Raw genomic sequence first — 21104 nt, 5'->3', positions numbered from 1 at the left:
GTGATTGTCGTCCCGCTGCGACTTTATTTGCTGTCACCGGAAAACGGGAGCGGTACACGTATCAGCGCAGCACCACCAACCAGATCGCGGCATAGTGGCATACCGCCGCGAGCACCGTCGCGGCGTGAAAGAACTCGTGATGGCCGAAGACCGTCGGCCATGGATTGGGCCATTTGGTGGCGTAGAGGATCGCGCCGCCGCTGTAGACGAGCCCGCCGATCAGCAACAGAATCAGCGGCGCGAGACCGACGTTGGTGGTCAGCCGGCCGACTACCGGCACGATCGCCCAGCCGAGCAATAGATACAGCGGTACGCCGACCCAGCGCGGCGCGGTCGGCCACAGCAGTTTCAACGCGACTCCGGCGAGCGCACCCATCCACACTACGATCAGCAGTGTCCGGCCGGTGCCGCCCGGCAATCCGAGCAGCGCGAATGGGGTGTAGCTGCCCGCGATGAACAGGAAGATCATCGAATGGTCGGCGCGCTTCATATGAATCCGGGCGCGCACGGTCGGCCAGGTGATGCGGTGGTAGACGGCGCTGATGCCGAACAGTCCACACACGGTCAGTCCGTAGACCAGCGTCGACCAACCCGCGGTCGCCGAGATGGTGGCAGCCTTGATGACCAGTGCGATCACGGCGACCGCGCCGATGCCGACGGCCCAGGTGTGAATCCAGCCGCGCAAACGCGGTTTGACGAGCGCGGCTGTCGGCATCTCCGCCGCCGTGCCCGGGGCCGTCGCGGGAGCCGCACTGGCGGGGACTGGATCGGGCACAACCCACCTCCTAGAGTTACCACTCCGTAACCTACGCAACCGTAAGTTGTTGGCTCTCCGTAACTGTACGGGAAACCCGGCCGCTGCCGGGATCGCGCCACTGAGGCGTACTGTTGGTCGCCGTGGAGTTTCCGAGTCACGTGCGTGGTTTGCCCTATCGCATCTACGAGACGCGGCTGTCCAAGCAGCTGGTCGGCAAACAGCATCCCCGGCATGTGGCAGTGATGTGCGATGGTAATCGCCGCTGGGCGCGGGAGAACGGTTTCGCCGATGTCAGCCATGGCCACCGCGTCGGTGCGCTGAAGATCGCCGAACTGGTCGGCTGGTGCGCCGATCAGGGCATCGAAATGGTCACGGTCTATCTGCTCTCTACCGAGAACCTGCAGCGCGATCCGGACGAGCTGGAGACGCTGTTCGAAGTGATCACCGATGTCGTCGAGGAACTGTCCGCGCCGGAGCAGAACTGGAGCGTGCGCATCGTCGGCTCGCTCGAGGGATTCCCGGAGCTGATCGCCAAGCGGCTGCGCGTTGCCGAGGAACGCACGAGCGGTCGTGACGGGGTGCACGTGAACGTGGCCGTCGGCTATGGCGGCAGGCAAGAGATCGCCGACGCGGTTCGCAAGCTGGTTCGTCAGGAGATGGCCGCGGGCGAGCAGGGCGAGGATCTGGTGCAGTCGATCACGGTCAACGCGATCGGCCAGCACCTCTACACATCCGGCCAGCCCGACCCGGATCTGGTCATTCGCACCTCCGGTGAGCAGCGGCTTTCAGGCTTTCTGCTGTGGCAGAGCGCATACTCGGAGATATGGTTCACCGAGGCTTATTGGCCGGAGTTCCGTCGCGTGGATTTCTTGCGCGCGCTACGCGACTTCGCCGCCAGGCACCGCCGCTTCGGGATCTGAGCTCGCGCAGGCCGGTTCGCGAAACTGGTTCGGACGTGCCATTTTTCGCGTACCGTACGGTCTCATCGGGGCCTATGCCACGGGGTCGGGTCGGCGGTGTTGCGCCGTGCGTGCGGAGTCGGCCGTGCGGCGCGACGAAGGCTACAGCTTGCGCAGCCGCAGCCGGTTGATGCTGTGGTCGGCGTCCTTGCGCAGTACGAGCGTCGCGCGAGGCCGGGTGGGCAGAATATTGTCGACCAGGTTGGGGCGGTTGGTGGAGTTCCAGATCTCCTGCGCGGTGGTGGTCGCCTGCTCGTCGGTGAATCCGGAGTAGTGGTGGAAATGCGCCTCGGGGTTTGCGAATGCGGTTTCACGCAGGGTGAGAAACCTTTGCACATACCACTTCTCGATGTCTTCGATGCGGGCGTCGACATAGATAGAGAAGTCGAACAGATCCGACACCATCAGGCGCGGACCGGTCTGTAGAACGTTCAGCCCTTCCACAATGAGAATGTCGGGCTGGGTCACGCAGTGGAACTTGCCGGGCACAATATCGTAGGAGATATGCGAATACATCGGCGCGCATACTTCGGGAGCACCGGATTTCACCTCGGTGACGAAACGTAGAAGTTTACGGCGATCGTAGCTTTCCGGAAAGCCCTTGCGATGCATGATGCCGCGCCGGGTCAGTTCCGCTGTGGGATAGAGGAATCCATCGGTTGTGACCAAATCCACACGCGGATGATGATTCCAGCGCGCGAGCAAGGCCTGAAGTACGCGCGCCGTCGTGGACTTTCCGACCGCGACACTGCCCGCGACGCCGATGACGAAGGGGACCTGCTGGTCGGGGTGCTTCTCGCCGAGGAATGTCGCGGTCGCGGCGAACAGTCGCTGACGTGCCGCGACCTGCAGGTGTATGAGTCGAGCGAGCGGCAGATAAACCTCGGCGACCTCTTCCAGGTCGATCTGTTCGCCGAGCCCCCGAAGACCGATCAGTTCATCCTCGGTGAGCACCAGCGGAGTCGACTTACGCAGCGTTCGCCACTGTTTCCGGTCGAATTCCACATACGGGCTCGGCTCGCTCATTCGTGCCATTTACCCGACGCTCCACGCAGGCAAACACTCGTGCGTGCGCCGTGCGATTCGGTCAAACTCTTGCCGCATAGCCGAATTGTGCTCTGCGTCAACATCGTGCGAAGCGCGGGGTACCTTAGTCGGCGTTACCCACTGGTAACCGAGTCGATGCTGCGGCGAGTAGCCACTAATGTCGGCGAGCATGGAAGCGCCTGCGCTTGTTACCGAGTGTCTGCGGCTCGGGCTGGCTTTCTATAGGGAGCGGAAAGGCTGGTCGCCGAGTACGCCGGCGCCCGATCGTTACTCGGGCGCCCGGACGGGCATCAGCGGAGCATGACAGGCGTGCCCGCTCGTCGACGACGCGGCCTTCAGTGTGGCGGTGGTGCGGCAAACGTCGAGTAGGCCGCACCAGGGTGTGCCACTGACGGACGTTTCGAGTGCGGACGAACCCCATGCCGATGCGGCTACCGGCGGCCAATAGACTGATGCGGTGACGCAGACGACGGCCTCTGTCAATACTCAGTCTCTCGGTGAGCTCGATCCGGAGCTCGCTGCCGCGATGGCAGGCGAACTCGCCCGCGAACGCGACACCCTCGAGATGATCGCCTCCGAGAACTTCGTGCCGCGCGCGGTGCTGCAGGCGCAGGGCAGTGTGCTCACCAACAAGTACGCCGAGGGCTACCCGGGGCGTCGCTACTATGGCGGCTGCGAGCACGTCGATGTCGTCGAGACGCTCGCTCGCGATCGCGCCAAGGAACTGTTCGGCGCCGAATTCGCCAATGTGCAGCCACATTCCGGCGCGCAAGCGAACGCCGCGGTATTGATGGCGCTGATGGATCCGGGCGACAAGCTGCTCGGTCTCGACCTCGCGCACGGCGGTCACCTGACCCACGGCATGCGGCTGAACTTCTCCGGCAAACTCTACGAGGTGCACTCGTACGGGGTGAGCAAGGAAGACCACCGCATCGACATGGACGAGCTGCGCAAGACCGCACGCGAGGCACGTCCGAAGGTTATCGTCGCGGGCTGGTCGGCTTACCCGCGGCACCAGGATTTCGCCGCGTTCCGTGAGATCGCCGACGAGGTGGGCGCCTACCTGTGGGTGGATATGGCGCACTTCGCCGGTCTGGTCGCCGCCGGACTACACCCCTCGCCGGTGCCCTACGCCGACGTGGTGTCCTCCACTGTGCACAAGACCCTCGGCGGCCCGCGTTCCGGCCTGATCCTGGCGAAGAAGGAGTACGCGAAGAAGCTCAACAGTGCGGTGTTCCCCGGTCAACAGGGCGGTCCGCTCATGCACGTGATCGCCGCGAAGGCCGTCGCGTTCAAGATTGCGGGCGGCGCGGAATTCAAGGACCGTCAGGAGCGCACCCTGTCGGGCGCGAAGATCCTGGCCGAGCGTCTCGGTGGCGCCGACGTCAAGGGCAAGGGCATCAGCGTCCTCACCGGCGGTACCGATGTGCACCTGGTGCTCGTCGACCTGCGCAACTCCGAACTCGACGGTCAGCAGGGCGAGGATCTGCTGCACGAAATCGGAATCACAGTGAACCGCAACGCCGTTCCGTTCGACCCGCGTCCGCCGATGGTCACCTCCGGCCTGCGCATCGGCACCGCCGCACTGGCCACCCGAGGCTTCGGCGATGCCGAGTTCACCGAGGTCGCCGACATCATCGGCACCGCACTGGCCGGCGGCTCCGATGTCGAGTCGCTACGCGCCCGCGTTACCAAGCTGGCCCGCGACCTCCCGCTCTACCAGGGGCTCGAGGACTGGAACCTGCTCGGCTGAGCGTGCGGACCGCGCGCGGTAGCTAGGACCTGACGAACCGGGCGCTGACGATGGCGCTCGGCGCGCATCCAGGGCTGTCGTGGTGCCAACGCAATCGCGCCCCCGGTGAACACGTTCGGACTCGAGGACTATTGCCCTGAGCACGCATCGAGCATCTCGTCGAGCGCGTCCCTTTCCGGGGGAGTGACATGCAGTGCGTAGCGGGTTTTCAGGGCGATCCAGCGCCGGGCGTACTCGCACCGATACTCGGGCCGTGGCCGCCATCGGTCAGGACTCCGGCTGCCCTTGTCCCGATTCGCGCGCCGCGCGACGGCGACAAGATTGTCGACGTCGTTGGCCATTTGCTCGCGCCGATCCGTGGGCCAGTCCCAGGCACCGGACCGCCATGCGTTGCCGAGCGGTACGAGGTGGTCGATCTCCAGCTCGGATGCCTGGAAACGGTCGTAAAGCAGGAGCGCGCCGGTGTAGGGGTCGTCGAGGCTGCCGGACAGGACGACGCAGGGATTGCGATCGGCCATTCGTAGGTCGTGCAGGTCGCGGCGCAGCACCACGTCGCGGGCGGTGCAGCCGTCGGCCCGCAGCGGTTCACCGCCGTGGCCCGACCAGCCGGGGCCGAAGGCGTTGCGGGCGTAAGTCTCCCCGTGTTCGTTCCATGCGACCGACAGTTCGTGCAGCATCGTGCGCGCCGATGCTGATGCTGGCGGAAAGGCGGCCAACGGCAGTCGAACATCGGACGCGACGATTGACGAGTGCGTGTCGTCGCGGACCCACAGCGCCACCACCAGGGCGGCGACACACAGCAGCGGCACCGACTTCGCCTTCATCCGCCGTCGCAATCCGCGTACCGGCCGCATGGCATCGCCTATCGGTCCAGCTTCGTCCTGCCGCGAATGATGGCCTCGTCCAGGTAGCGGGTGATATCCGCGCTGGTCGACGGGCGAATCATCAGTGCACGGTTGGCCGGGGTCTCGCTGTAGCGTCCCTGCGGGGTGTCGATCCACCGCAATACGCCGGTGCGCGACGGAGCGGCATTGCGTGGGCCGAGCAGCACGGTAGCGGTGCCACGGGTGTCGCAACGTTGCCGCCAGAATCGGCGGTAGTGTTCCCGCACCGCTCGCGAGGGCGCGGTGCCGAAGGGATCGGGACGGTCATCGTTGAGATCGTCCAGTAGATAGCGCTTTTCGGCCGCCGGGCCAGCCGTCGGATTGGGCAGGAGCCGGACCATATCAGTGGCCAACTGGTCGACACGACAGCGACGCAATCGAACCTTGCCGCCGTCCGGGGCGGGTACCTGCACGGCGATGACACCGGGACCGCCGCGCACCGCGCAACCGATCGCCCGCATCTCGACAGCGCCCCGAGTGTTATCGATACCGAATAGCTCTATGCGCCAATCGGGTTGGGCGATCGCTTGCAACGCGCTCCGCAGCGGTAGATGGTCTTCGTGCGCGAGCTCGGTCCGGAACTGCCGTTGATACGCCTGGTATTCGTTGCTGCCGGGGAATCGGCTGGTGAACCGAAATGGAAACGGCAAGCGGTCCATACCGGTTTCGAACCACGCGGCCGCGAATTGTTCGGCCGAGAGCAGCCAGTGCGCCGTCACTCGTCCCCCAAGACCGGCGGCACGGTCGGCTCGACCGTGCCGATGAGCTCGGCACCATGTTCCTCGGTGCGCAGATAATCCGGTGAATCGTGCTCGCCTTCATCGGACCTTCCGGTGTGGACCCGTGGTATTCCGCTCGAATAGCCCGCGACATGCACGGCCCCGTTCCGGGCAGCTGAGCCGGAGACGGATTGTGTCGCAGACGTTTCCGCCGTCGCCTTAGGCTGCGCGGAAAGTGTGGCACCCGGTCGTGGTTCGTTGCCATGACCCGCTGCGGGCCCGGGCGCGGTCGGCGTTCCGGTTGTGGCTCCGGGCGGCGTGGTACCGACCCTGGGTTCGGTGCCGTGAGCTGGTGCCGGGCCGGGTGTGGTTGTGGCTCCGGGTTGTGCGAGGGGTGCGATGCCTGGTCGTGGTTCGGCGCCGTGGCCGGATGCGCCCGGCGTTCCCGGCTGGGCCGCCGTAGTGTCGATGGTGATCGGGCTGGGCGCGGTTGGTGCCGCTGACTGGGGGACCGCCGCGAAGGGCGTCGACGGTGCCGCAGTGTTCGTCGACCCCAGCGGTATCAGGGATGTCCACCCGCTCGGATTTCCGGCTGCCGGTGCGGGTGTTGACGGAGTCCACCCATTGGGAGTGTTGGCCGGTGGTGCCGTCGTGGAACCCGATGCCGATACGGGGGCCGATCGCGATCCCGATGCGGGTGCCGTTTCAGACGGCGGCGAAGTGGCGTGCGATGTCGTATCAGCCGCCGCGGCCGAGGTGTCGGTGTCTGGGTCGGGCTTAGGCGAAACCCTCGGTGTGGCAGTCTCTTCCGGTTGCATAACGCCCGTGGGCCCGAACTGCTCGCCCGTAGATGCGGGGGTGCGAGGGCCGGTCGGTTCGTGCTCGCCCGGGTCGTTCGATTCGCCCGTGGATATGGGGGTACGTGGACTGGTTGGCCCGTGTTCGCCCGGCTCACTCGATTCGCCGGTGGATATGAGGTTGCTGGAAACCGATGGTCCGTGTTCGCTCGCTTCGCTGGTGGGTGTTGGGATCGCGGGCCCCGCTGGTCGGTGCTGGCTCGACTCGTTGACGGATATGGGTGTGCCGGGATCGGAAGGTTCGCGATGCTCGCCCGGCCGGTTCGGTTCACCCGATTCAGTGTTGGTCGGCATAGCGGCGGAGGCGGATCCGGTAATTGTGTTCATGCCCCCGACGCCGACCAGCGCTGCGGTAATCGGCCCGACCGGGGGCGGCAATGTCGGAATCTCGGTGGCGGCCACCCCGTACGGCTGGATGTACAGGGTGTTCATATCGTCGCGAGCCTGTTCTTCCGCGGAATTGCGTGCCGCTGTATCGCTCTGTGTGCTAGTGCTTTCCGGAACCGCCGCAATGGCGGCCTTGAAACGTGCGGCCGCGCTCGATGCCGCCGATAACGGCTGCGACTGCTGATTCAGTGCCTGTCCCAGCTCTCCCATCCGGGTCGCATAGTCGCGAATGGCCGCGACGGCCTTGTTCGCGGCGGCCCCCTCCCAGTCCCGGTCCACCGCCTGCCGGATCGCCGTTTCGAATTGCTCGCCGGCCGTGGTCACCGCGGCCGCGATGGATGACCAGGCGGTCAACGCGCCCGCTATTCCAGCCGGGTCCATCCGATCGGCTGCCTGTTTGATCTCCGCGTGCGAAAAGCTGTGCGCGTTCTCGGGATTGGTGATCGCGCTGCCGTCGGTTGGTCTCATGGCCGCCCCTCCGCCGTTGCCGTCAGTGCTGTCTTGACCTAATAGACGCGCCCTGCCCCGCATCGGTTCCATCGATATCACGCGATGTCGGTACCGGGGCAGCTCGCACCGTGTCAGTTCCCGCCGACCATCGCCGGATAGTCCTTCAGGTCGATGTCGTTGACGGCCTTGTCCGCGTACTTCAGCATGAGGTCGAACATCCACGAGTGAATGAACCAGTTGCGAACCTTTATGCCGCGCGCGGTTTTCGGTGCGAGGAACCGCCCGGCGTTGCTGTTGCCCGCTATTTTGGCGTAGCGGTGCATGATCTCGTCGTAGTTTACGAAGGCGACGGCGTGATCACCCTGGTTGACGGCGAGCTCGCCCGCGATGACGTACGCGCCGACGACCGCGAGTCCGGTTCCGAAGCCGCCCAGGGCATTCCCGTAGGCCGAGTCGCCGACCAGCACCACCCGGCCGCTGGCGTAGCTGACCTTCTTCATGTTCACCTGGCTGATCGAGTCGAGGTAGACGTCGTCGAATTCGTCGATTTCGGCGAGCATGCGCGGCACCTCCCAGCCCATATCGGCGTAGGCCTGCTTGATGACGCGTCGCTGGTCGTCGGTGTCGTTGCGGTCGTAGTCGAGCTCGTCGGCCGCGAACATGTAGAGCTGCTGTGCCTTCGAGCCGCCGGAAATCGCGAGCTTGCCGGGCGCGTTGTGCGCGTAGGCGGTCGCACGTTCGCGCGGTCCGGCGGAATCCGCGCTCCAGGGGCTCGCGCCCGCCACGCAGTAGTAGCGGCCCAAATGCTTGACGAAGCCCGGTTCCGGGCCGAATGCCAATTGCCTTACCCGCGAATGGATTCCGTCTGCGCCGAAGACGAGATCGAAGGTGCGTGCCGGGCCGCGCTCGAACTCCACATACACGCCGTCGGCAGTCTCGGTGAGCGCGCTGATCGAATCGCCGAAGAGGTACTCACATGCCTCGGCCGTCTTCTTGTACATGATCATGGACAGGTCGCCGCGCAGGATCTCGACGTCGCCGCCGGTGAATTCCCCGGCCAGCACGCCGAGTTTCTTGCCCGCCGCGTCGACGAAAATCATGTCGGTGGTGCCGGTTCGCTCCTGCTCGATGTCATCGATGATGCCCATCCGCTCGAGCACCGTGAAGTGGGTCTTGCCCTTGAAGTCGATGGCCTGGCCGCCGGCCCGGAGCGACGGTGCGCGCTCGACCACGGTGACGTCGAATCCGTATCGGTTCAGCCAGTAGGCCAGCGCCGGGCCCGCAACGCTCGCGCCGGAGATGAGGACGGTCTGGTTACGCAAGGCGACTCCTAAGTTCTGTGTCCAATGGAATCTGTTTCCGGTGGACACGAAATAGAGTATGGTAGACACAGTTTCTGGTCAAGCTATTTCTGCGAGAGGATGTGGGTCATGTCGACACCGACCGCCGTCGAGCTGCTGTGGGGCACCAAGCAGCGGCCCAAACGCGGACCGAAGCCCGCCCTGACTCTGACGGGGATTGTCGCCGAGGCGATCGACCTGGTCGATGCCGAGGGGATGGCGAACCTGTCCATGCAGCGACTGGCCGAGCGACTCGGCTTCACCAAGATGTCGCTGTACCGATACGTACCGGGCAAGGCCGAGCTCATCGCGCTGATGCTGGACAGCGCCTTGGGTGAACCGCCGGATACGGCTGCGGTAGAAGATGATTCGACCGAGGAAGCGTGGCGGGCCGGGCTACGCCGGTGGGGGGAAACGATTTTCCAGCGCTACAGCGCGCATCCTTGGGCGATCGAACTCACGACCGGATTGCGCCCGATCGGCCCCAATGAAATGGGGTGGATGGAGGCCGCGCTCGTAGCGACCGAAGGGACCGGGCTCACCGGCCCCGAACGACTCGACACCATCGTCCTGCTCAATGGCCACGTCCGCAGCCTGGTGCAACAGGTTTCCGCGACCGGCGGGGGCGAGGCGGCAGGGCAGTTCACCGCACAGTTCGCCGAAACGATGACGGCAGCGGGCGACCGATATCCCGCCATCCGGGCCGCCTTCGCCGAGGAGGCGTTCCCGGCCGGCCGACCGACCGACGCCGGCGGCCCCGGCAACGCCCTCGACTTCGGCATCGATCGCGTTCTCGACGGCCTCGCCGTGCTTATCGCGCGCCGCGGCTGAGGCGGCATACCCTCGAATCATGTCCGAACAGACCGAGTTGACCGAGGACGCGATCGTCACGGTGCGCGAGTTCTTCACCGCGCTGGAATTGGGTGCGGTGGAGGAGGCGCTGGAACTCCTGCATCCCGATCTGGTCTGGAAGAACACCTCGTTGCCGGATGTGGGTGGCGGTTTGGCGCGTCGCATCCTGCGCGGCCTCAACCGTGACCGGATCGGCTTCGCCGCGCGGATGCATCACATCGCGGCCGAAGATGACAATGTCGTGCTCACCGATCGGACCGACATTCTTCGGGTCGGTCCGCTGCGGGTGGCGTTCTGGGTCGCGGGAACCTTCGAACTACGCGACGGCCGGATCATTCTGTGGCACGACCACTTCAGCTGGGAGAACTTCCTGCGCGGCACAGCAGTCGGTGTGTGGCGCGCGATCTTCTCCCGCGCCTGATGCCCGCGATCGTTCAGGTGTGTTCGATCAGGTACTGGAGATAGTAGGGTCGTAGCACCTCGGCGATTTCGCCGTCACCCGCGTGGACGTAGTCGTCGATCATCGGGACCACGTACTTGATGTCGGCTTCGCTCTCGCCGAGATTGCCCGCGGCGGCCTCGGCGGCCGGGATCGAGGTCAGCAGTTTCCACAGGTACTTCACATCACCGTGGCGCACCGCCAGCTTCACCGCCCGATCGTGCAACTCCTTGGACGACAGCTTCTCCAGATCCTCGTTACCAGCCATGTCTGCGACTCTATCCCCTGTGGTCGGAGGGGGGTGCCGGGCGGAACGGACGAGACGTGCGTTAACCAGCTTTTCACCAACTCGCACGACAGTCCGGGAGCGGGGAACCGGAGTCGGCTGTAGCGTCGTTTGTGCGGGCCGCGTCGGTGTGGCTCGTACGGGAGGTCCTGAACCGTGGCTGAGCTAATCAGTACGAGGGGGCCGGCACCCGGCCCTCGTGGCATCTGACTCACGTCGGATCCATCAGGGACGGACCGGTCCAGCGAGATTGTTCGCCGCGGGTGCCGCGCGAACGACAAAGGAGCCCACCGTGACTGCTGCACGCTCCGTTTCCGCTTCCTCGGCGCGATCCCGCTCCGCGACGAAAGGAAATGCCGCCGCTGTTGTTTCGGAAAGCACGGGGGCTCGCCCCTCGCATTCCCTCGCATCCGGTCTCGAGACCTTCGTGATCGACACCTCGGTACTACTGTCGGACCCCTGGGCCGTCACGAGGTTCGGCGAAAACGATGTGGTGCTACCGCTTGTCGTGATCAGCGAGCTCGAAGGCAAACGCCACCACCACGAATTGGGCTGGTTCGCCCGCGAGGCCCTGCGCATGCTCGATGACCTGCGTCTACAGCATGGCAGGCTGGATGAGCAGGTGCCGATCGGCACCGAAGGCGCAACACTGCGGGTGGAACTGAACCACACCGATCCGGCGGTGCTTCCGGTCGGGTTCCGCACCGACACCAACGATTCCCGAATCCTGGCCTGTGCCCTCAATCTCGCGGCCGAGGGCCGCACGGTGGTGCTGGTGTCCAAGGACATTCCGTTGCGCGTCAAGGCGAGCGCGGTGGGATTGCGGGCCGACGAGTACCACGCGCAGGACGTGGTCACCTCCGGTTGGTCGGGGATGGTGGAGCTGGACGTGTCCTCGGGGCAGATTGATCAGATCTACTCCGAGAACGTGATCGACCTGGATGAGGCGAGGGAACTGCCCTGCCACACCGGAATCCGGCTGCTCGGCTCCAGTTCCAGTGCGTTGGGCCGGGTGACTCCCGACAAGCGTGTGCAGTTGGTGCGCGAGCGTGAGGCGTTCGGGTTGCACGGTCGTTCGGCCGAACAGCGCATCGCCCTGGATTTGCTGCTCGACGAGAGCGTCGGCATCGTCTCGCTCGGCGGACGGGCGGGCACCGGCAAGTCGGCGCTGGCGCTGACCGCCGGTTTGGAGGCGGTGCTCGAGCGCAGGACGCAGCGCAAGGTGGTGGTGTTCCGGCCGCTGTACGCCGTTGGCGGCCAGGATCTGGGCTATCTGCCCGGCTCGGAGAGCGAGAAGATGGGCCCATGGGCGCAGGCGGTCTTCGACACGCTGGACGGACTGGCCAGTCGCGAGGTGATGGAGGAGGTACTCGCCCGGGGCATGCTGGAAGTGTTGCCGCTCACCCACATTCGTGGACGCTCGCTGCATGATTCGTTCGTCATCGTTGACGAGGCGCAGTCGCTGGAACGCAACGTGCTCCTGACGGTGCTCAGCAGGCTCGGCACCGGTTCACGGGTGGTGCTCACCCATGATGTGGCCCAGCGCGACAACCTGCGGGTCGGTAGGCACGACGGCGTCGCCGCAGTGATCGAAAAGCTCAAGGGGCACCCGCTTTTCGCGCATATCACACTCACGCGTAGCGAGCGCTCGCCGATCGCCGCGCTGGTCACCGAGATGCTGGAGGAGTACGGCCCGAACGCCTGAAGTCGGCACCCTGAATAGTCAGCAACTATTCAGGGTGTGTTTTGCCTCACTAAAGGACGGGTGATAACCGCACGACAAGTGTTCAGCAGCGGCCCGGCGAGTCGTCGACGATTCGCCGGGCCGTTGCCGGATATCGGCCTAGGCTACGCGCGACGTCACCGCGCCCGCGGTGTCGTCGGTAGTCACTTTCGAGAGGATGGATATGTACCACTTCGCTCGACGAACGGCTGGATACTCCGCGGTGCTCGCGGCGGCGGCCCTGCTGCTTGCCGCAGGTTGCAGCAGCGATGACAACAGCAACAACGATTCGAACAGCTCCGCCTCGGCCATGAGCTCTTCGATGGCCATGGATCACGGCGGGAGCAACGCCACCGGTGCCATGGAGGAGACGAAGATCGCCACCCCCGGCGGCGAGGAAGTCACCGTCTCCGGCGTCATCCTCGAAAAGTACAACAAGGCAGGCGGCCTGACCGGTCCGCTCGGCGCCCCGCTGGAGGCCGAGGAGACCGGCCCGAACGACGGCAAGTACCAGGACTTCACCGGCGGAACCATCTACTGGGCCAAGGACGGCGGTGACCCGTACATCGTGTGGGGTGAGATCCGCAAGACATGGGAGGACAACGGCGGCGCCAACGGCAAGCTCGGTTACCCGACCAGCGATGAGAAGGACATCACCGGCGGCAAGGAGAGCGAATTCACCGGCGGCAAGATCACCTGGGTAGATAACCAGACCACTGTCACGCCGACATCCTGATTCATGGAAGGCGTCCGGGGCAGCGTGATTCCGGACGCCGATCGCTTCTCTTGCGAGTATTTTCTCATCCGTAGATTCCCGCTTGACGGGCCGAGCAGTTAGGTTGTGTGAGTGCAAAATCTCTTGACCGACCGTGAGCTCTTGGCGTCGCTTGCGGACGAAGTGGAACTGAATCTGCGTCGTCACATCGAGACCGCGGACGGCTGGCAGCCGCACGACTTCGTGCCGTGGGACGACGGGCGCAACTTCGGCTTCCTCGGCGGAATCGACTGGGAGCCGGATCAATCCGAGCTCAGTGAGACCGCCAAGCTGGCATTGACGGTCAGCGTCCTGGTCGCCGATAACCTGCCGTCGTATCACCGTGAGGTCGGCAAGTACCTGCGCACCGGTTCCTGGTGGCGCTGGGTCGGCCGGTGGACGGCCGAGGAGAACCGGCACGAAATCTTGGTCCGCAACTACCTCATGGTCACCCGGTCGGTCGATCCGATCGGGTTGGAGCGGTTGCGTATGGCCCAAATGACGAAGGGCTTCCGCAGGCCCGCGATGCACCTGCTCGATGTGCTGGCCACCTGTTCGTTCGAGGAAGCCGCTGCCGTGATCCGGCATCGCAATATCGCGGCACTCGACGAGAATCCGATGGTCACCGCGATTGCCGAACGCATCGCCGCCGACGACGAACTGCAGTCGATCTTCTTCGCCGGCCTGGTCGCCGCGGCCTTCGAGCTGGCGCCGGATCAGACGATGCGGGCCGTCGCGGATCGAGTCGCCGATTTCACGGTCCCTTCGGTCGAACTGCCGGACGGCCGCAACAGCGACGATGTGCTGGCGGAGGCGGGCATCTACGACCGGGCCAAGGAGGGCGAGCTGGTGTTCGCCCCGCTGCTGGCGCGCTGGAATGTCTTCACTCGCACCGATCTCGGCGAGGAAGGCGAAAAGGCTCGCGCCGAGCTCGCGTATTTGCGCGGCTGATCGATGGCGGGACGGCGTGCGCCACGTGTGCGCACGGTCCGTTCTCGACGGGCAATTTGAAATGGCCATTTCCGGTCGCGACCGGAAATGGCCATTCTGCTCAACCAGCCCGGGTTGGTCAGTGGTCGTTGTCCACCTTGGTCATCGACAGCACATCGAGGCGGCGGTCGAGTTCCGCCTCGGTCAGCTTCTCATCGAGCAGACCGCGATCGATCACCGTCTGACGAATCGTCTTCTTCCGCTTCACCGCCTCCTTGGCGACGGCCGCGGCCTCCTCGTAGCCGATCGCGGAATTCAGTGGGGTCACGATGGACGGCGAAGATTCGGCGAGGTTGCGAAGGTGTTCCTCGTTCGCGATGAGGCCGCGCACGCATTTATCGGCGAAGAGCCGGGAGACGTTGGCCAGCAAGCGAATCGACTCCAGCAGGTTGCGTGCCATCACCGGAATGTAGACGTTCAGCTCGAACGCGCCGCTCGCACCGGAGAACGCGACGGCCGCGTCATTGCCGATCACCTGCGCGGCGACCTGCGTAACCGCCTCCGGCAGTACCGGATTCACCTTGCCGGGCATGATCGAGCTGCCCGGTTGCAGATCCGGCAGCTGGATCTCGGCGAGACCGGTCAGCGGGCCCGAGCCCATCCAGCGAATGTCATTGGCGATCTTGGTGAGGCTGACCGCGACGGTGCGCACTGCGCCGGACGCCTCGACCAGCCCATCCCGTGCGGCCTGCGCTTCGAAATGGTCACGAGCCTCCGACAGTGCGTCGATTCCGGTCGACTTCACCAGTTCCGCAACAACTTTCGCGCCGAAACCGCTCGGCGCGTTGAGTCCGGTACCAACGGCGGTGCCACCGATCGGCAGCTCGCCCAGGCGGGGCAGCACCGAGATGACGCGCTCGATACCCGCCGCGATCTGACGGGTGTAACCGCCGAACTCCTGGCCAAGGGTCACCGGCACGGCGTCCATCAGATGGGTGCGCCCGGATTTCACCACGGTGCGCCATTCGGCCGACTTGTCCAGCAGCGCAAGTCGCAGGTGATCGAGCGCGGGCAGCAGGTCCTTGATGGCGGCCTCGGTGGCGGCGACATGCGTTGCGGTGGGGAAAGTGTCGTTGGACGACTGCGACATGTTCACATCGTCGTTGGGGTGCACGGTGACGCCGTTCGCCTTCGCGATCGAGGCGATCACCTCGTTGGCGTTCATATTCGAGCTGGTGCCCGAGCCGGTCTGGAAGACATCGATGGGGAACTGGTCGTCGTGGTTGCCCGCGGCGATCTCGGTGGCCGCGGCGATGATGGCGTCCGCCTTCTCGGCGTCGAGCAACCCCAAATCGCGGTTCACCTTGGCACACGCGGCCTTCAGCAGCCCGAGCGCGCGTATTTGCGCCCGCTCTAGCCCGCGTCCGCTGATCGGAAAGTTCTCGACGGCCCGTTGAGTCTGCGCCCGCCACAGCGCATCCACGGGCACCCGAACTTCGCCCATAGTGTCGTGCTCGATGCGGTACTGCTGCGTCTGCTCGGTCGTCATAATTCCGACCCTATGCCGCACCGCCCCCGCATGGGGCTGCCACGCCTGAGGTCATTCGCACACGAACCTGTCGGCCACGCCGGGAATACGACACCCACCCCAGCGACCCCGCACGGCACGACACACCCACACCCCAGAACCATTCAGATGCCGAACGCGGCCACCGCGTCATCACCCCGACGTGACCAATCACCAGGTTTCAAGCCCAGCCCATCACTCCCAAATCACGGCAGCGGCGGATTAGCGTCCTCATCCCCGATGAAATCAACCGACGAATACTCACGCAACTTGGTCAGCCGGTGATAAGCGTCGATCATTCGCACCGTCCCGGACTTCGATCGCATGACGATCGACTGGGTAGACGCGCCTCCGCCGTAATACCGAACCCCGCGCAACAGGTCCCCATCGGTGACACCCGTAGCGCAGAAGAACACGTTGTCACCCGCGACCAGGTCCTGGGTGCTGAGGACCCGGTCCAGGTCGTGCCCGGCGTCGAGCGCCTTCTGGCGTTCCGCGGCGTCCTTGGGCGCGAGCATGCCTTGGAGTTCGCCGCCCATACAGCGCATCGCGGCGGCGGCGATGATGCCCTCGGGGGTGCCGCCGATGCCGACCAGGATGTCAGTGCCGGAGTCGGGGCGGGCGGCGGCGATCGCGCCCGCGACGTCGCCGTCGCTGATCAGTCGGATGCGAGCGCCCGCGTCGCGCACCTGTTGGATGAGCTCGGCGTGGCGTGGCCGGTCGAGGATGCACACGGTCAGGTCGGACTTGGACAGGTGCTTGGCCTTCGCGACGCGGCGGATGTTTTCGCCGATCGGAGCGGAGATATCGATCACGTCGGCGGCGTCGGGGCCGACGGCGATCTTGTGCATGTAGAACACCGCCGACGGGTCGAACATTGCGCCGCGTTCGGCGACCGCGAGTACCGCGATGGCGCCGGGGGAGCCCTTTGACATCAGGGTGGTGCCGTCGATCGGGTCGACCGCGAAGTCGACCTCGGGCCCATCGCCGTTGCCGACTTCCTCGCCGTTGTACAGCATGGGCGCTTCGTCTTTCTCGCCCTCGCCGATCACCACGACGCCGCGCATGGATACGGAGCTGACCAGCTGTCGCATAGCGTCGACGGCGGCGCCGTCGCCACCTTCTTTGTCGCCGCGGCCGACCCATCGGCCCGCGGCCATCGCCCCGGCCTCGGTGACCCGGACCAGTTCGAGCGCGAGGTTACGGTCCGGTGCCTCGCGGCGGCTGGCTCCAGGCGAAGATGCCGTCATTTAGGTGTGCCTCCTACGGTCGTTGCTACCGCTGATTCTCGCAGAAGCGTGACCGTTGCGGATCAGGTAGTGCCCGTAGCCGCTGCTTGCGTCACAGTGGTCGGGTCATGCCTCGACTCGATGCGTATTCGCGAACGTGGATACTGAGAGCGTGTCGTACCAAAAGCCACGCATCCTCAACGACTACCGGGACCTGCTCTGGTCGCTGGTCCCGTTGATACTGATCGTCGTGGTCTTCGCCGGACTCGCCAGCCAGTGCAGCTTTGCCGCCAAGGGCCCGACACAGGGGCAGATACCGCATTTCGACGCCGCCGCGGCCTTCACCTCCGATGCCCGCAACATGCCCTTCCCGATCCGTAACCCGAGCCTGCCCGACGGGTGGACGCCCAACTCCGGCAGTCGCGACACCATTACCAGCGCGGGCGGGGGACCGGTCAGCACGGTCGGCTTCGTCAGCCCGCAGGGCACCTACATGCGGTTGGCCCAGAGCAACGCCACCGAGGAATCGCTCGCGCGTTTCGTGCTCGGCTCGCGTTATGCCAGCGGCACCGAGCAGGTCGGCGATCAGAAGTGGATCGTCTATTCCGAACCCGGCGAGGAATCCGCGTGGATCGCCGACCTCGGCCAGTCCCGGGTCCTGATTACCGGCGCGGGCAACAATGACGTATTCACCGTGCTCGCGCAGGCTATCAGTCGGGCACAGCCCCTCACGCCGTAATCCTCAGCGGTACTTCCATATCAATATCGTCGGTACGGATATCGGGAGTGGCGCGACGAATCGTCATGGCTACTCGCCTTCGGATCTCGATATCGCGTCCTCGACGCGCTTGCGGGCACCCGCGAGGTGTTCTTCGCAGCGGTTGGCCAGCGCCTCGCCGCGCTCCCACAGCGCGAGGGAGTCGTCGAGGTCCAGGCCGCCCTGTTCGAGCATTTTCACGACGTTGACCAGTTCGTCGCGGGCGCGTTCGTAGCCGAGGGTGGCGATTTCGGCCAGTTCATCGGTCGTGTCCGCGTCCTTGCCGGAGTCGGCCAAGGTTATGTCCTCTCTTGCCGGGAGCCGAGTTCTTTGGTGCCGAGCGTGGCGGCGGTCACGGCGCCGTCGGCGACGCGGATGCGCAGCTGACTGCCCATGGGAGCGTCCTCGATTGAGCGAACTACGTGCCGCTCGGTGCCGTTGACGCGCTGCACCACAGCGTAGCCACGGGCCAGGGTGGCGGCCGGTCCGACGGCCGTCAGCTTTTCGCGCAGGTGGCGGGTGGCCGTGGACTCGGTGCGAATCAGGTTTTCGGCCGTGCGTCGGGTGGCCGCGCGAAGTCGTTCGACCTCTTCGTAGCGGCGGTCGATTTCGTGCAACGGAGCGGCGAGTACCGGCCGCGAGCGCAGCGCCATGAGCGCGCGGGTCTCGCGCTCGACCCAGCCGCGCAGTGCCGCGGTGGACCTGGCACGCATATCGCGCACTCCGGCCAGTTCGGCGGCCGCGTCGGGCACGATCCGTTTGGCGGCATCGGTAGGAGTCGCGGCGCGCAGATCGGCGACGAGATCGCAGAGCGGGTTATCGGGTTCGTGGCCGATCGCGCTGACGATCGGAGTGGTCGCGGCCACGATCGCGCGGCACAGCGCCTCATCGGAGAACGCGAGTAAGTCCTCGACGCTACCGCCGCCACGGGCGAGCACGATTACCTCCACGCGCGGGTCATGGTCGAGTTCGGTCAGTGCCTCCAGCATCTGCGCAACGGCGGTCGGGCCCTGCACGGCGGTGTTTCGAACCTCGAAATGTACTGCGGGCCAACGGCTATGGGCAACGCTGAGGACATCGCGTTCGGCGGCGCTCGCGCGGCCGGTGATGAGCCCGACCGTCTCGGGCAGGAACGGGATCGACCGCTTGAGTCGAGGATCGAACAGGCCCTCCGCAGCCAGCAGCGCTTTCAGGCGCTCGATGCGGGCCAGCAGTTCGCCGATGCCGACCGGTCGAATTTCGATGACCCGCAACGACACCGTGCCACGACCGGTGAAGAACGAAAGTTTGCCGTAAACCACCACCCGGCTGCCCTCTTGCAGCGGAACGGGCGATTTGCGGATGAGGTCCGGGTCGCAGGTGACCGACAGCGACATATCGGCGGAGGGGTCGCGCAGCACCAGGAAAGCCGTGCGGGTGCCCGGACGCAGATTGATCTGGGTGATCTGGCCCTCGACCCAAATGCTGCCGAGCCGATCGATCCATTGCGCGACCTTGATGGCCACCGAACGCACCGGCCACGGCTGCTCGGCGGAGTTGGCCGGGGCCGAGGTCGCGGACCGGCCAACCGACGACGCCGTCGGTTCGGTCACACCCGTCTCCGGGCCGCCACCCCCGGCGAATCGCTACGCGACGTCGAATTCACTGGGCCTGCACGGTGGCGATTCGGTTCGTCAGCATGGTCACGAATGCCGCCCGCGCGCGGGTCTGCTGCTCGTAGTTCAGCAGCGCTGTGAGGTCTTCGACGGTCAGCATGCGCAGGCGAGCGCGCAACTGGGCGAGGGTCATATTGGCGTAGTCGTAGTGGATGGCGACTTCCGGCTCGACAGCAGTCTGCTCGCTGGTTTCGGGTTCGGCGGCTTCCGAAGCGGGGGTTTCCTGCTCGGTGGTCTCCGGTTTGGTGATGATTTGCATGGAGGTGCCGTTGGTGGTGCTGTGGCCGTTGGTGTGGAATTCGGCGGGTTCGTCGGTGGTGTAGAGGTCGAAAAGGCTGTCACGCGTGGTCGCCGACGCTTCGGTGCGGGAGGTTTGCTCGGGCGCCGCATCCTCGTCGAAAGTGGCCCACTCCGGCTGTTCCACGGGGCTATTGGTCAACTGCTCGAAAACCGAGTCGCCCTTGAGTGCGAGGCTGGTCACGAACTGCTGGATGTGCATCGTGGTCTGCAACATCTGGCTGATGGCGGTAATCGGCAGATTAATGGCCACCGTGGGTAGCCGACGGGTTTCTTCGATGGCGTAGGCGGCGGCCCCCGCCGCGACTCGGGCCAGGAATGGTGGTCGAAACATGGTCCTAGCCTGCCCGAAACGGTGTGTTATGCAAAGAACGAATGTCACTCGTCGCATTCTTCCGGTTGGATCCGCCCGGATGCTGGACGCCGCGCGCACGTATTCTGTGGGCATGTCCTCGGCCATACCTTTGAACGTCGGAATCGCCCGCTCCGCGGCTTCCGGACCCGCTGACGCCGATACCGGAAAGCGGGTGCTGCTCGCTGAGCCGCGGGGGTACTGCGCCGGCGTCGACCGCGCCGTGGAGACAGTGGAGAAGAGCCTCGAGAGGCACGGCGCGCCGATCTACGTGCGCAAGGAGATCGTGCACAACCGCCACGTGGTGGAGACGCTGCGTGAGCGCGGCGTCATCTTCGTCGACGAAACAGACGAGGTGCCAGAGGGTGCGGTCGTTGTATTCTCCGCACACGGTGTCTCGCCGGCCGTGCACGAATCCGCCGCAGCTCGCAACCTGCACACCATCGACGCGACCTGCCCCTTGGTGACCAAGGTCCACCAGGAGGCCAAGCGCTTCGCCCGCGACGATTTCGACATCCTGTTGATCGGCCACGAAGGCCATGAGGAAGTCGAGGGCACCGCGGGGGAGGCGCCCGAGCATGTGCAGCTGGTGGACGGGCCCGATTCGGTCGGCAAGGTCACGGTGCGCGACGAGTCCAAGGTGATCTGGCTTTCGCAGACCACGCTGAGCGTCGACGAGACGATGGAGACGGTCAAGCGGCTGCGGGAGCGGTTCCCCTCCCTGCAGGATCCGCCCAGTGACGACATCTGCTACGCCACCCAGAACCGTCAGGTCGCGGTGAAGGCGATGGCACCGGAATGCGATCTGGTGATCGTGGTCGGCTCGCGCAATTCCTCGAACTCGGTGCGGCTGGTCGAGGTCGCCCTCAACGCGGGTGCGAAGGCCGCACACCTGGTGGACTTCGCTCGCGAGGTGGATTCGGCCTGGCTGGCAGGGGCCCGCACGATCGGCATCACCTCCGGTGCCTCGGTGCCCGAGATCCTTGTTCGCGGTGTGCTGGACATGCTCGCGGAGCACGGTTTCGCCGACGTAAAGCCGGTCACAACCGCCAACGAGACTCTCGTCTTCGCACTGCCCCGCGAATTACGCGCCACTCGGGCCTGATCACT

At 65.4% G+C, this 21104-nt stretch carries 21 protein-coding genes; 9 read left to right on the top strand and 12 right to left on the bottom strand.

What is annotated here, in order from left to right; all coding sequences use genetic code 11:
- Positions 1-61: 61 nt before the first annotated feature.
- A complete protein-coding gene (gene trhA / locus LKE06_RS01910; protein WP_227999241.1) occupies positions 62-715 on the bottom strand; it encodes a PAQR family membrane homeostasis protein TrhA in 654 nt (217 codons plus the stop codon).
- 173 nt (positions 716-888) lie between these two features.
- On the opposite strand from trhA, the gene LKE06_RS01905 reads away from it, so the two are divergent.
- Positions 889-1677, top strand: coding sequence for an isoprenyl transferase (locus LKE06_RS01905; RefSeq protein ID WP_255648372.1), 789 nt, complete (start codon positions 889-891; stop codon positions 1675-1677).
- Between the two features lie 141 nt (positions 1678-1818).
- Here LKE06_RS01905 and coaA read toward each other — a convergent pair whose 3' ends face one another.
- Positions 1819-2751, bottom strand: coding sequence for a type I pantothenate kinase (gene coaA, locus LKE06_RS01900; protein ID WP_227996642.1), 933 nt, complete (start codon positions 2749-2751; stop codon positions 1819-1821).
- 469 nt (positions 2752-3220) lie between these two features.
- On the opposite strand from coaA, the gene glyA reads away from it, so the two are divergent.
- Positions 3221-4516 (top strand): serine hydroxymethyltransferase, encoded by a 1296-nt coding sequence (glyA, locus tag LKE06_RS01895; RefSeq protein ID WP_227996640.1) that lies wholly within the window; start codon positions 3221-3223, stop codon positions 4514-4516.
- Positions 4517-4644: 128 nt separating this feature from the next.
- Here the strand turns inward: glyA and LKE06_RS01890 are convergent, their stop codons facing one another.
- The 4 genes from LKE06_RS01890 to LKE06_RS01875 form a co-directional block, all read right to left on the bottom strand.
- Positions 4645-5340: an HNH endonuclease family protein gene (locus LKE06_RS01890; protein ID WP_227996638.1), complete on the bottom strand. Its 696-nt coding sequence runs from the start codon at positions 5338-5340 to the stop codon at positions 4645-4647.
- A gap of 38 nt (positions 5341-5378) precedes the next feature.
- Positions 5379-6119: an ESX secretion-associated protein EspG gene (locus LKE06_RS01885; protein ID WP_227996636.1), complete on the bottom strand. Its 741-nt coding sequence runs from the start codon at positions 6117-6119 to the stop codon at positions 5379-5381.
- Complete coding sequence (locus tag LKE06_RS01880) at positions 6116-7831, bottom strand: PPE domain-containing protein (protein WP_227996634.1); 1716 nt, start codon at positions 7829-7831, stop codon at positions 6116-6118. Before LKE06_RS01880 ends, LKE06_RS01885 begins: the two co-directional genes overlap by 4 nt.
- A 113-nt stretch (positions 7832-7944) precedes the next feature.
- On the bottom strand, positions 7945-9135 hold the full coding sequence (locus tag LKE06_RS01875) for an FAD-dependent monooxygenase (protein WP_227996632.1): 1191 nt from the start codon (positions 9133-9135) through the stop codon (positions 7945-7947).
- A gap of 108 nt (positions 9136-9243) precedes the next feature.
- On the opposite strand from LKE06_RS01875, the gene LKE06_RS01870 reads away from it, so the two are divergent.
- The gene (locus tag LKE06_RS01870; protein ID WP_227996630.1) at positions 9244-9984 is read left to right on the top strand and encodes a TetR/AcrR family transcriptional regulator; all 741 of its coding nucleotides are present in this window, start codon (positions 9244-9246) and stop codon (positions 9982-9984) included.
- A 19-nt stretch (positions 9985-10003) separates the two neighbouring features.
- Complete coding sequence (locus tag LKE06_RS01865) at positions 10004-10426, top strand: limonene-1,2-epoxide hydrolase family protein (protein WP_227996628.1); 423 nt, start codon at positions 10004-10006, stop codon at positions 10424-10426.
- Positions 10427-10439: 13 nt separating this feature from the next.
- Here LKE06_RS01865 and LKE06_RS01860 read toward each other — a convergent pair whose 3' ends face one another.
- A complete protein-coding gene (locus tag LKE06_RS01860; protein WP_227996626.1) occupies positions 10440-10712 on the bottom strand; it encodes a hypothetical protein in 273 nt (90 codons plus the stop codon).
- Between the two features lie 310 nt (positions 10713-11022).
- Between LKE06_RS01860 and phoH2 the strand changes: the two genes are divergently transcribed.
- From phoH2 to LKE06_RS01845, 3 genes are all read left to right on the top strand, one after another.
- Positions 11023-12435 (top strand): RNA 5'-3' helicase PhoH2, encoded by a 1413-nt coding sequence (gene phoH2, locus LKE06_RS01855; RefSeq protein ID WP_227996625.1) that lies wholly within the window; start codon positions 11023-11025, stop codon positions 12433-12435.
- Between the two features lie 196 nt (positions 12436-12631).
- Positions 12632-13189, top strand: coding sequence for an LGFP repeat-containing protein (locus LKE06_RS01850; RefSeq protein ID WP_227996623.1), 558 nt, complete (start codon positions 12632-12634; stop codon positions 13187-13189).
- Positions 13190-13300: 111 nt separating this feature from the next.
- Positions 13301-14158 (top strand): acyl-ACP desaturase, encoded by an 858-nt coding sequence (locus tag LKE06_RS01845; RefSeq protein WP_227996621.1) that lies wholly within the window; start codon positions 13301-13303, stop codon positions 14156-14158.
- Positions 14159-14276: 118 nt separating this feature from the next.
- Here LKE06_RS01845 and LKE06_RS01840 read toward each other — a convergent pair whose 3' ends face one another.
- Both LKE06_RS01840 and glpX read right to left on the bottom strand, forming a co-directional pair.
- Complete coding sequence (locus tag LKE06_RS01840; RefSeq protein ID WP_227996619.1) at positions 14277-15686, bottom strand: class II fumarate hydratase; 1410 nt, start codon at positions 15684-15686, stop codon at positions 14277-14279.
- 224 nt (positions 15687-15910) lie between these two features.
- Positions 15911-16954, bottom strand: coding sequence for a class II fructose-bisphosphatase (gene glpX / locus LKE06_RS01835; RefSeq protein WP_227996617.1), 1044 nt, complete (start codon positions 16952-16954; stop codon positions 15911-15913).
- A 151-nt stretch (positions 16955-17105) separates the two neighbouring features.
- On the opposite strand from glpX, the gene LKE06_RS01830 reads away from it, so the two are divergent.
- Complete coding sequence (locus tag LKE06_RS01830) at positions 17106-17672, top strand: DUF4245 domain-containing protein (protein ID WP_227996616.1); 567 nt, start codon at positions 17106-17108, stop codon at positions 17670-17672.
- Between the two features lie 69 nt (positions 17673-17741).
- Here the strand turns inward: LKE06_RS01830 and LKE06_RS01825 are convergent, their stop codons facing one another.
- The 3 genes from LKE06_RS01825 to LKE06_RS01815 are packed head-to-tail and all read right to left on the bottom strand — an operon-like array spanning position 17742 to position 19976.
- Entirely contained in the window at positions 17742-17987 is a 246-nt protein-coding gene (locus LKE06_RS01825; RefSeq protein WP_227996614.1) for an exodeoxyribonuclease VII small subunit, read from the bottom strand.
- Positions 17988-17989: 2 nt separating this feature from the next.
- Entirely contained in the window at positions 17990-19282 is a 1293-nt protein-coding gene (xseA, locus tag LKE06_RS01820) for an exodeoxyribonuclease VII large subunit (RefSeq protein ID WP_227996612.1), read from the bottom strand.
- 49 nt (positions 19283-19331) lie between these two features.
- Positions 19332-19976: a lipid droplet-associated protein gene (locus LKE06_RS01815; protein WP_227996611.1), complete on the bottom strand. Its 645-nt coding sequence runs from the start codon at positions 19974-19976 to the stop codon at positions 19332-19334.
- A gap of 112 nt (positions 19977-20088) precedes the next feature.
- On the opposite strand from LKE06_RS01815, the gene LKE06_RS01810 reads away from it, so the two are divergent.
- Positions 20089-21099: a 4-hydroxy-3-methylbut-2-enyl diphosphate reductase gene (locus LKE06_RS01810; RefSeq protein ID WP_227996610.1), complete on the top strand. Its 1011-nt coding sequence runs from the start codon at positions 20089-20091 to the stop codon at positions 21097-21099.
- Positions 21100-21104 lie beyond the last annotated feature (5 nt).

The organism is Nocardia australiensis, assembly GCF_020733705.1.
In the GTDB taxonomy this organism is placed as follows: domain Bacteria; phylum Actinomycetota; class Actinomycetes; order Mycobacteriales; family Mycobacteriaceae; genus Nocardia; species Nocardia australiensis.
The sequence above is the reverse complement of the archived record's forward strand: the minus strand, read 5'-3'. Positions and strand labels throughout refer to the sequence as shown.

Coding starts and splice junctions, on each gene's coding strand:
- trhA (WP_227999241.1), bottom strand. CDS start 715: ATGCCGACAGCCGCGCTCGTCAAACCGCGTTTGCGCGGCTGGATTCAC.
- glpX (WP_227996617.1), bottom strand. CDS start 16,954: ATGACGGCATCTTCGCCTGGAGCCAGCCGCCGCGAGGCACCGGACCGT.
- LKE06_RS01865 (WP_227996628.1), top strand. CDS start 10,004: ATGTCCGAACAGACCGAGTTGACCGAGGACGCGATCGTCACGGTGCGC.
- LKE06_RS01890 (WP_227996638.1), bottom strand. CDS start 5,340: ATGAAGGCGAAGTCGGTGCCGCTGCTGTGTGTCGCCGCCCTGGTGGTG.
- LKE06_RS01810 (WP_227996610.1), top strand. CDS start 20,089: ATGTCCTCGGCCATACCTTTGAACGTCGGAATCGCCCGCTCCGCGGCT.
- LKE06_RS01850 (WP_227996623.1), top strand. CDS start 12,632: ATGGATATGTACCACTTCGCTCGACGAACGGCTGGATACTCCGCGGTG.
- LKE06_RS01840 (WP_227996619.1), bottom strand. CDS start 15,686: ATGACGACCGAGCAGACGCAGCAGTACCGCATCGAGCACGACACTATG.
- LKE06_RS01860 (WP_227996626.1), bottom strand. CDS start 10,712: ATGGCTGGTAACGAGGATCTGGAGAAGCTGTCGTCCAAGGAGTTGCAC.
- LKE06_RS01870 (WP_227996630.1), top strand. CDS start 9,244: ATGTCGACACCGACCGCCGTCGAGCTGCTGTGGGGCACCAAGCAGCGG.
- coaA (WP_227996642.1), bottom strand. CDS start 2,751: ATGGCACGAATGAGCGAGCCGAGCCCGTATGTGGAATTCGACCGGAAA.
- LKE06_RS01815 (WP_227996611.1), bottom strand. CDS start 19,976: ATGTTTCGACCACCATTCCTGGCCCGAGTCGCGGCGGGGGCCGCCGCC.
- LKE06_RS01880 (WP_227996634.1), bottom strand. CDS start 7,831: ATGAGACCAACCGACGGCAGCGCGATCACCAATCCCGAGAACGCGCAC.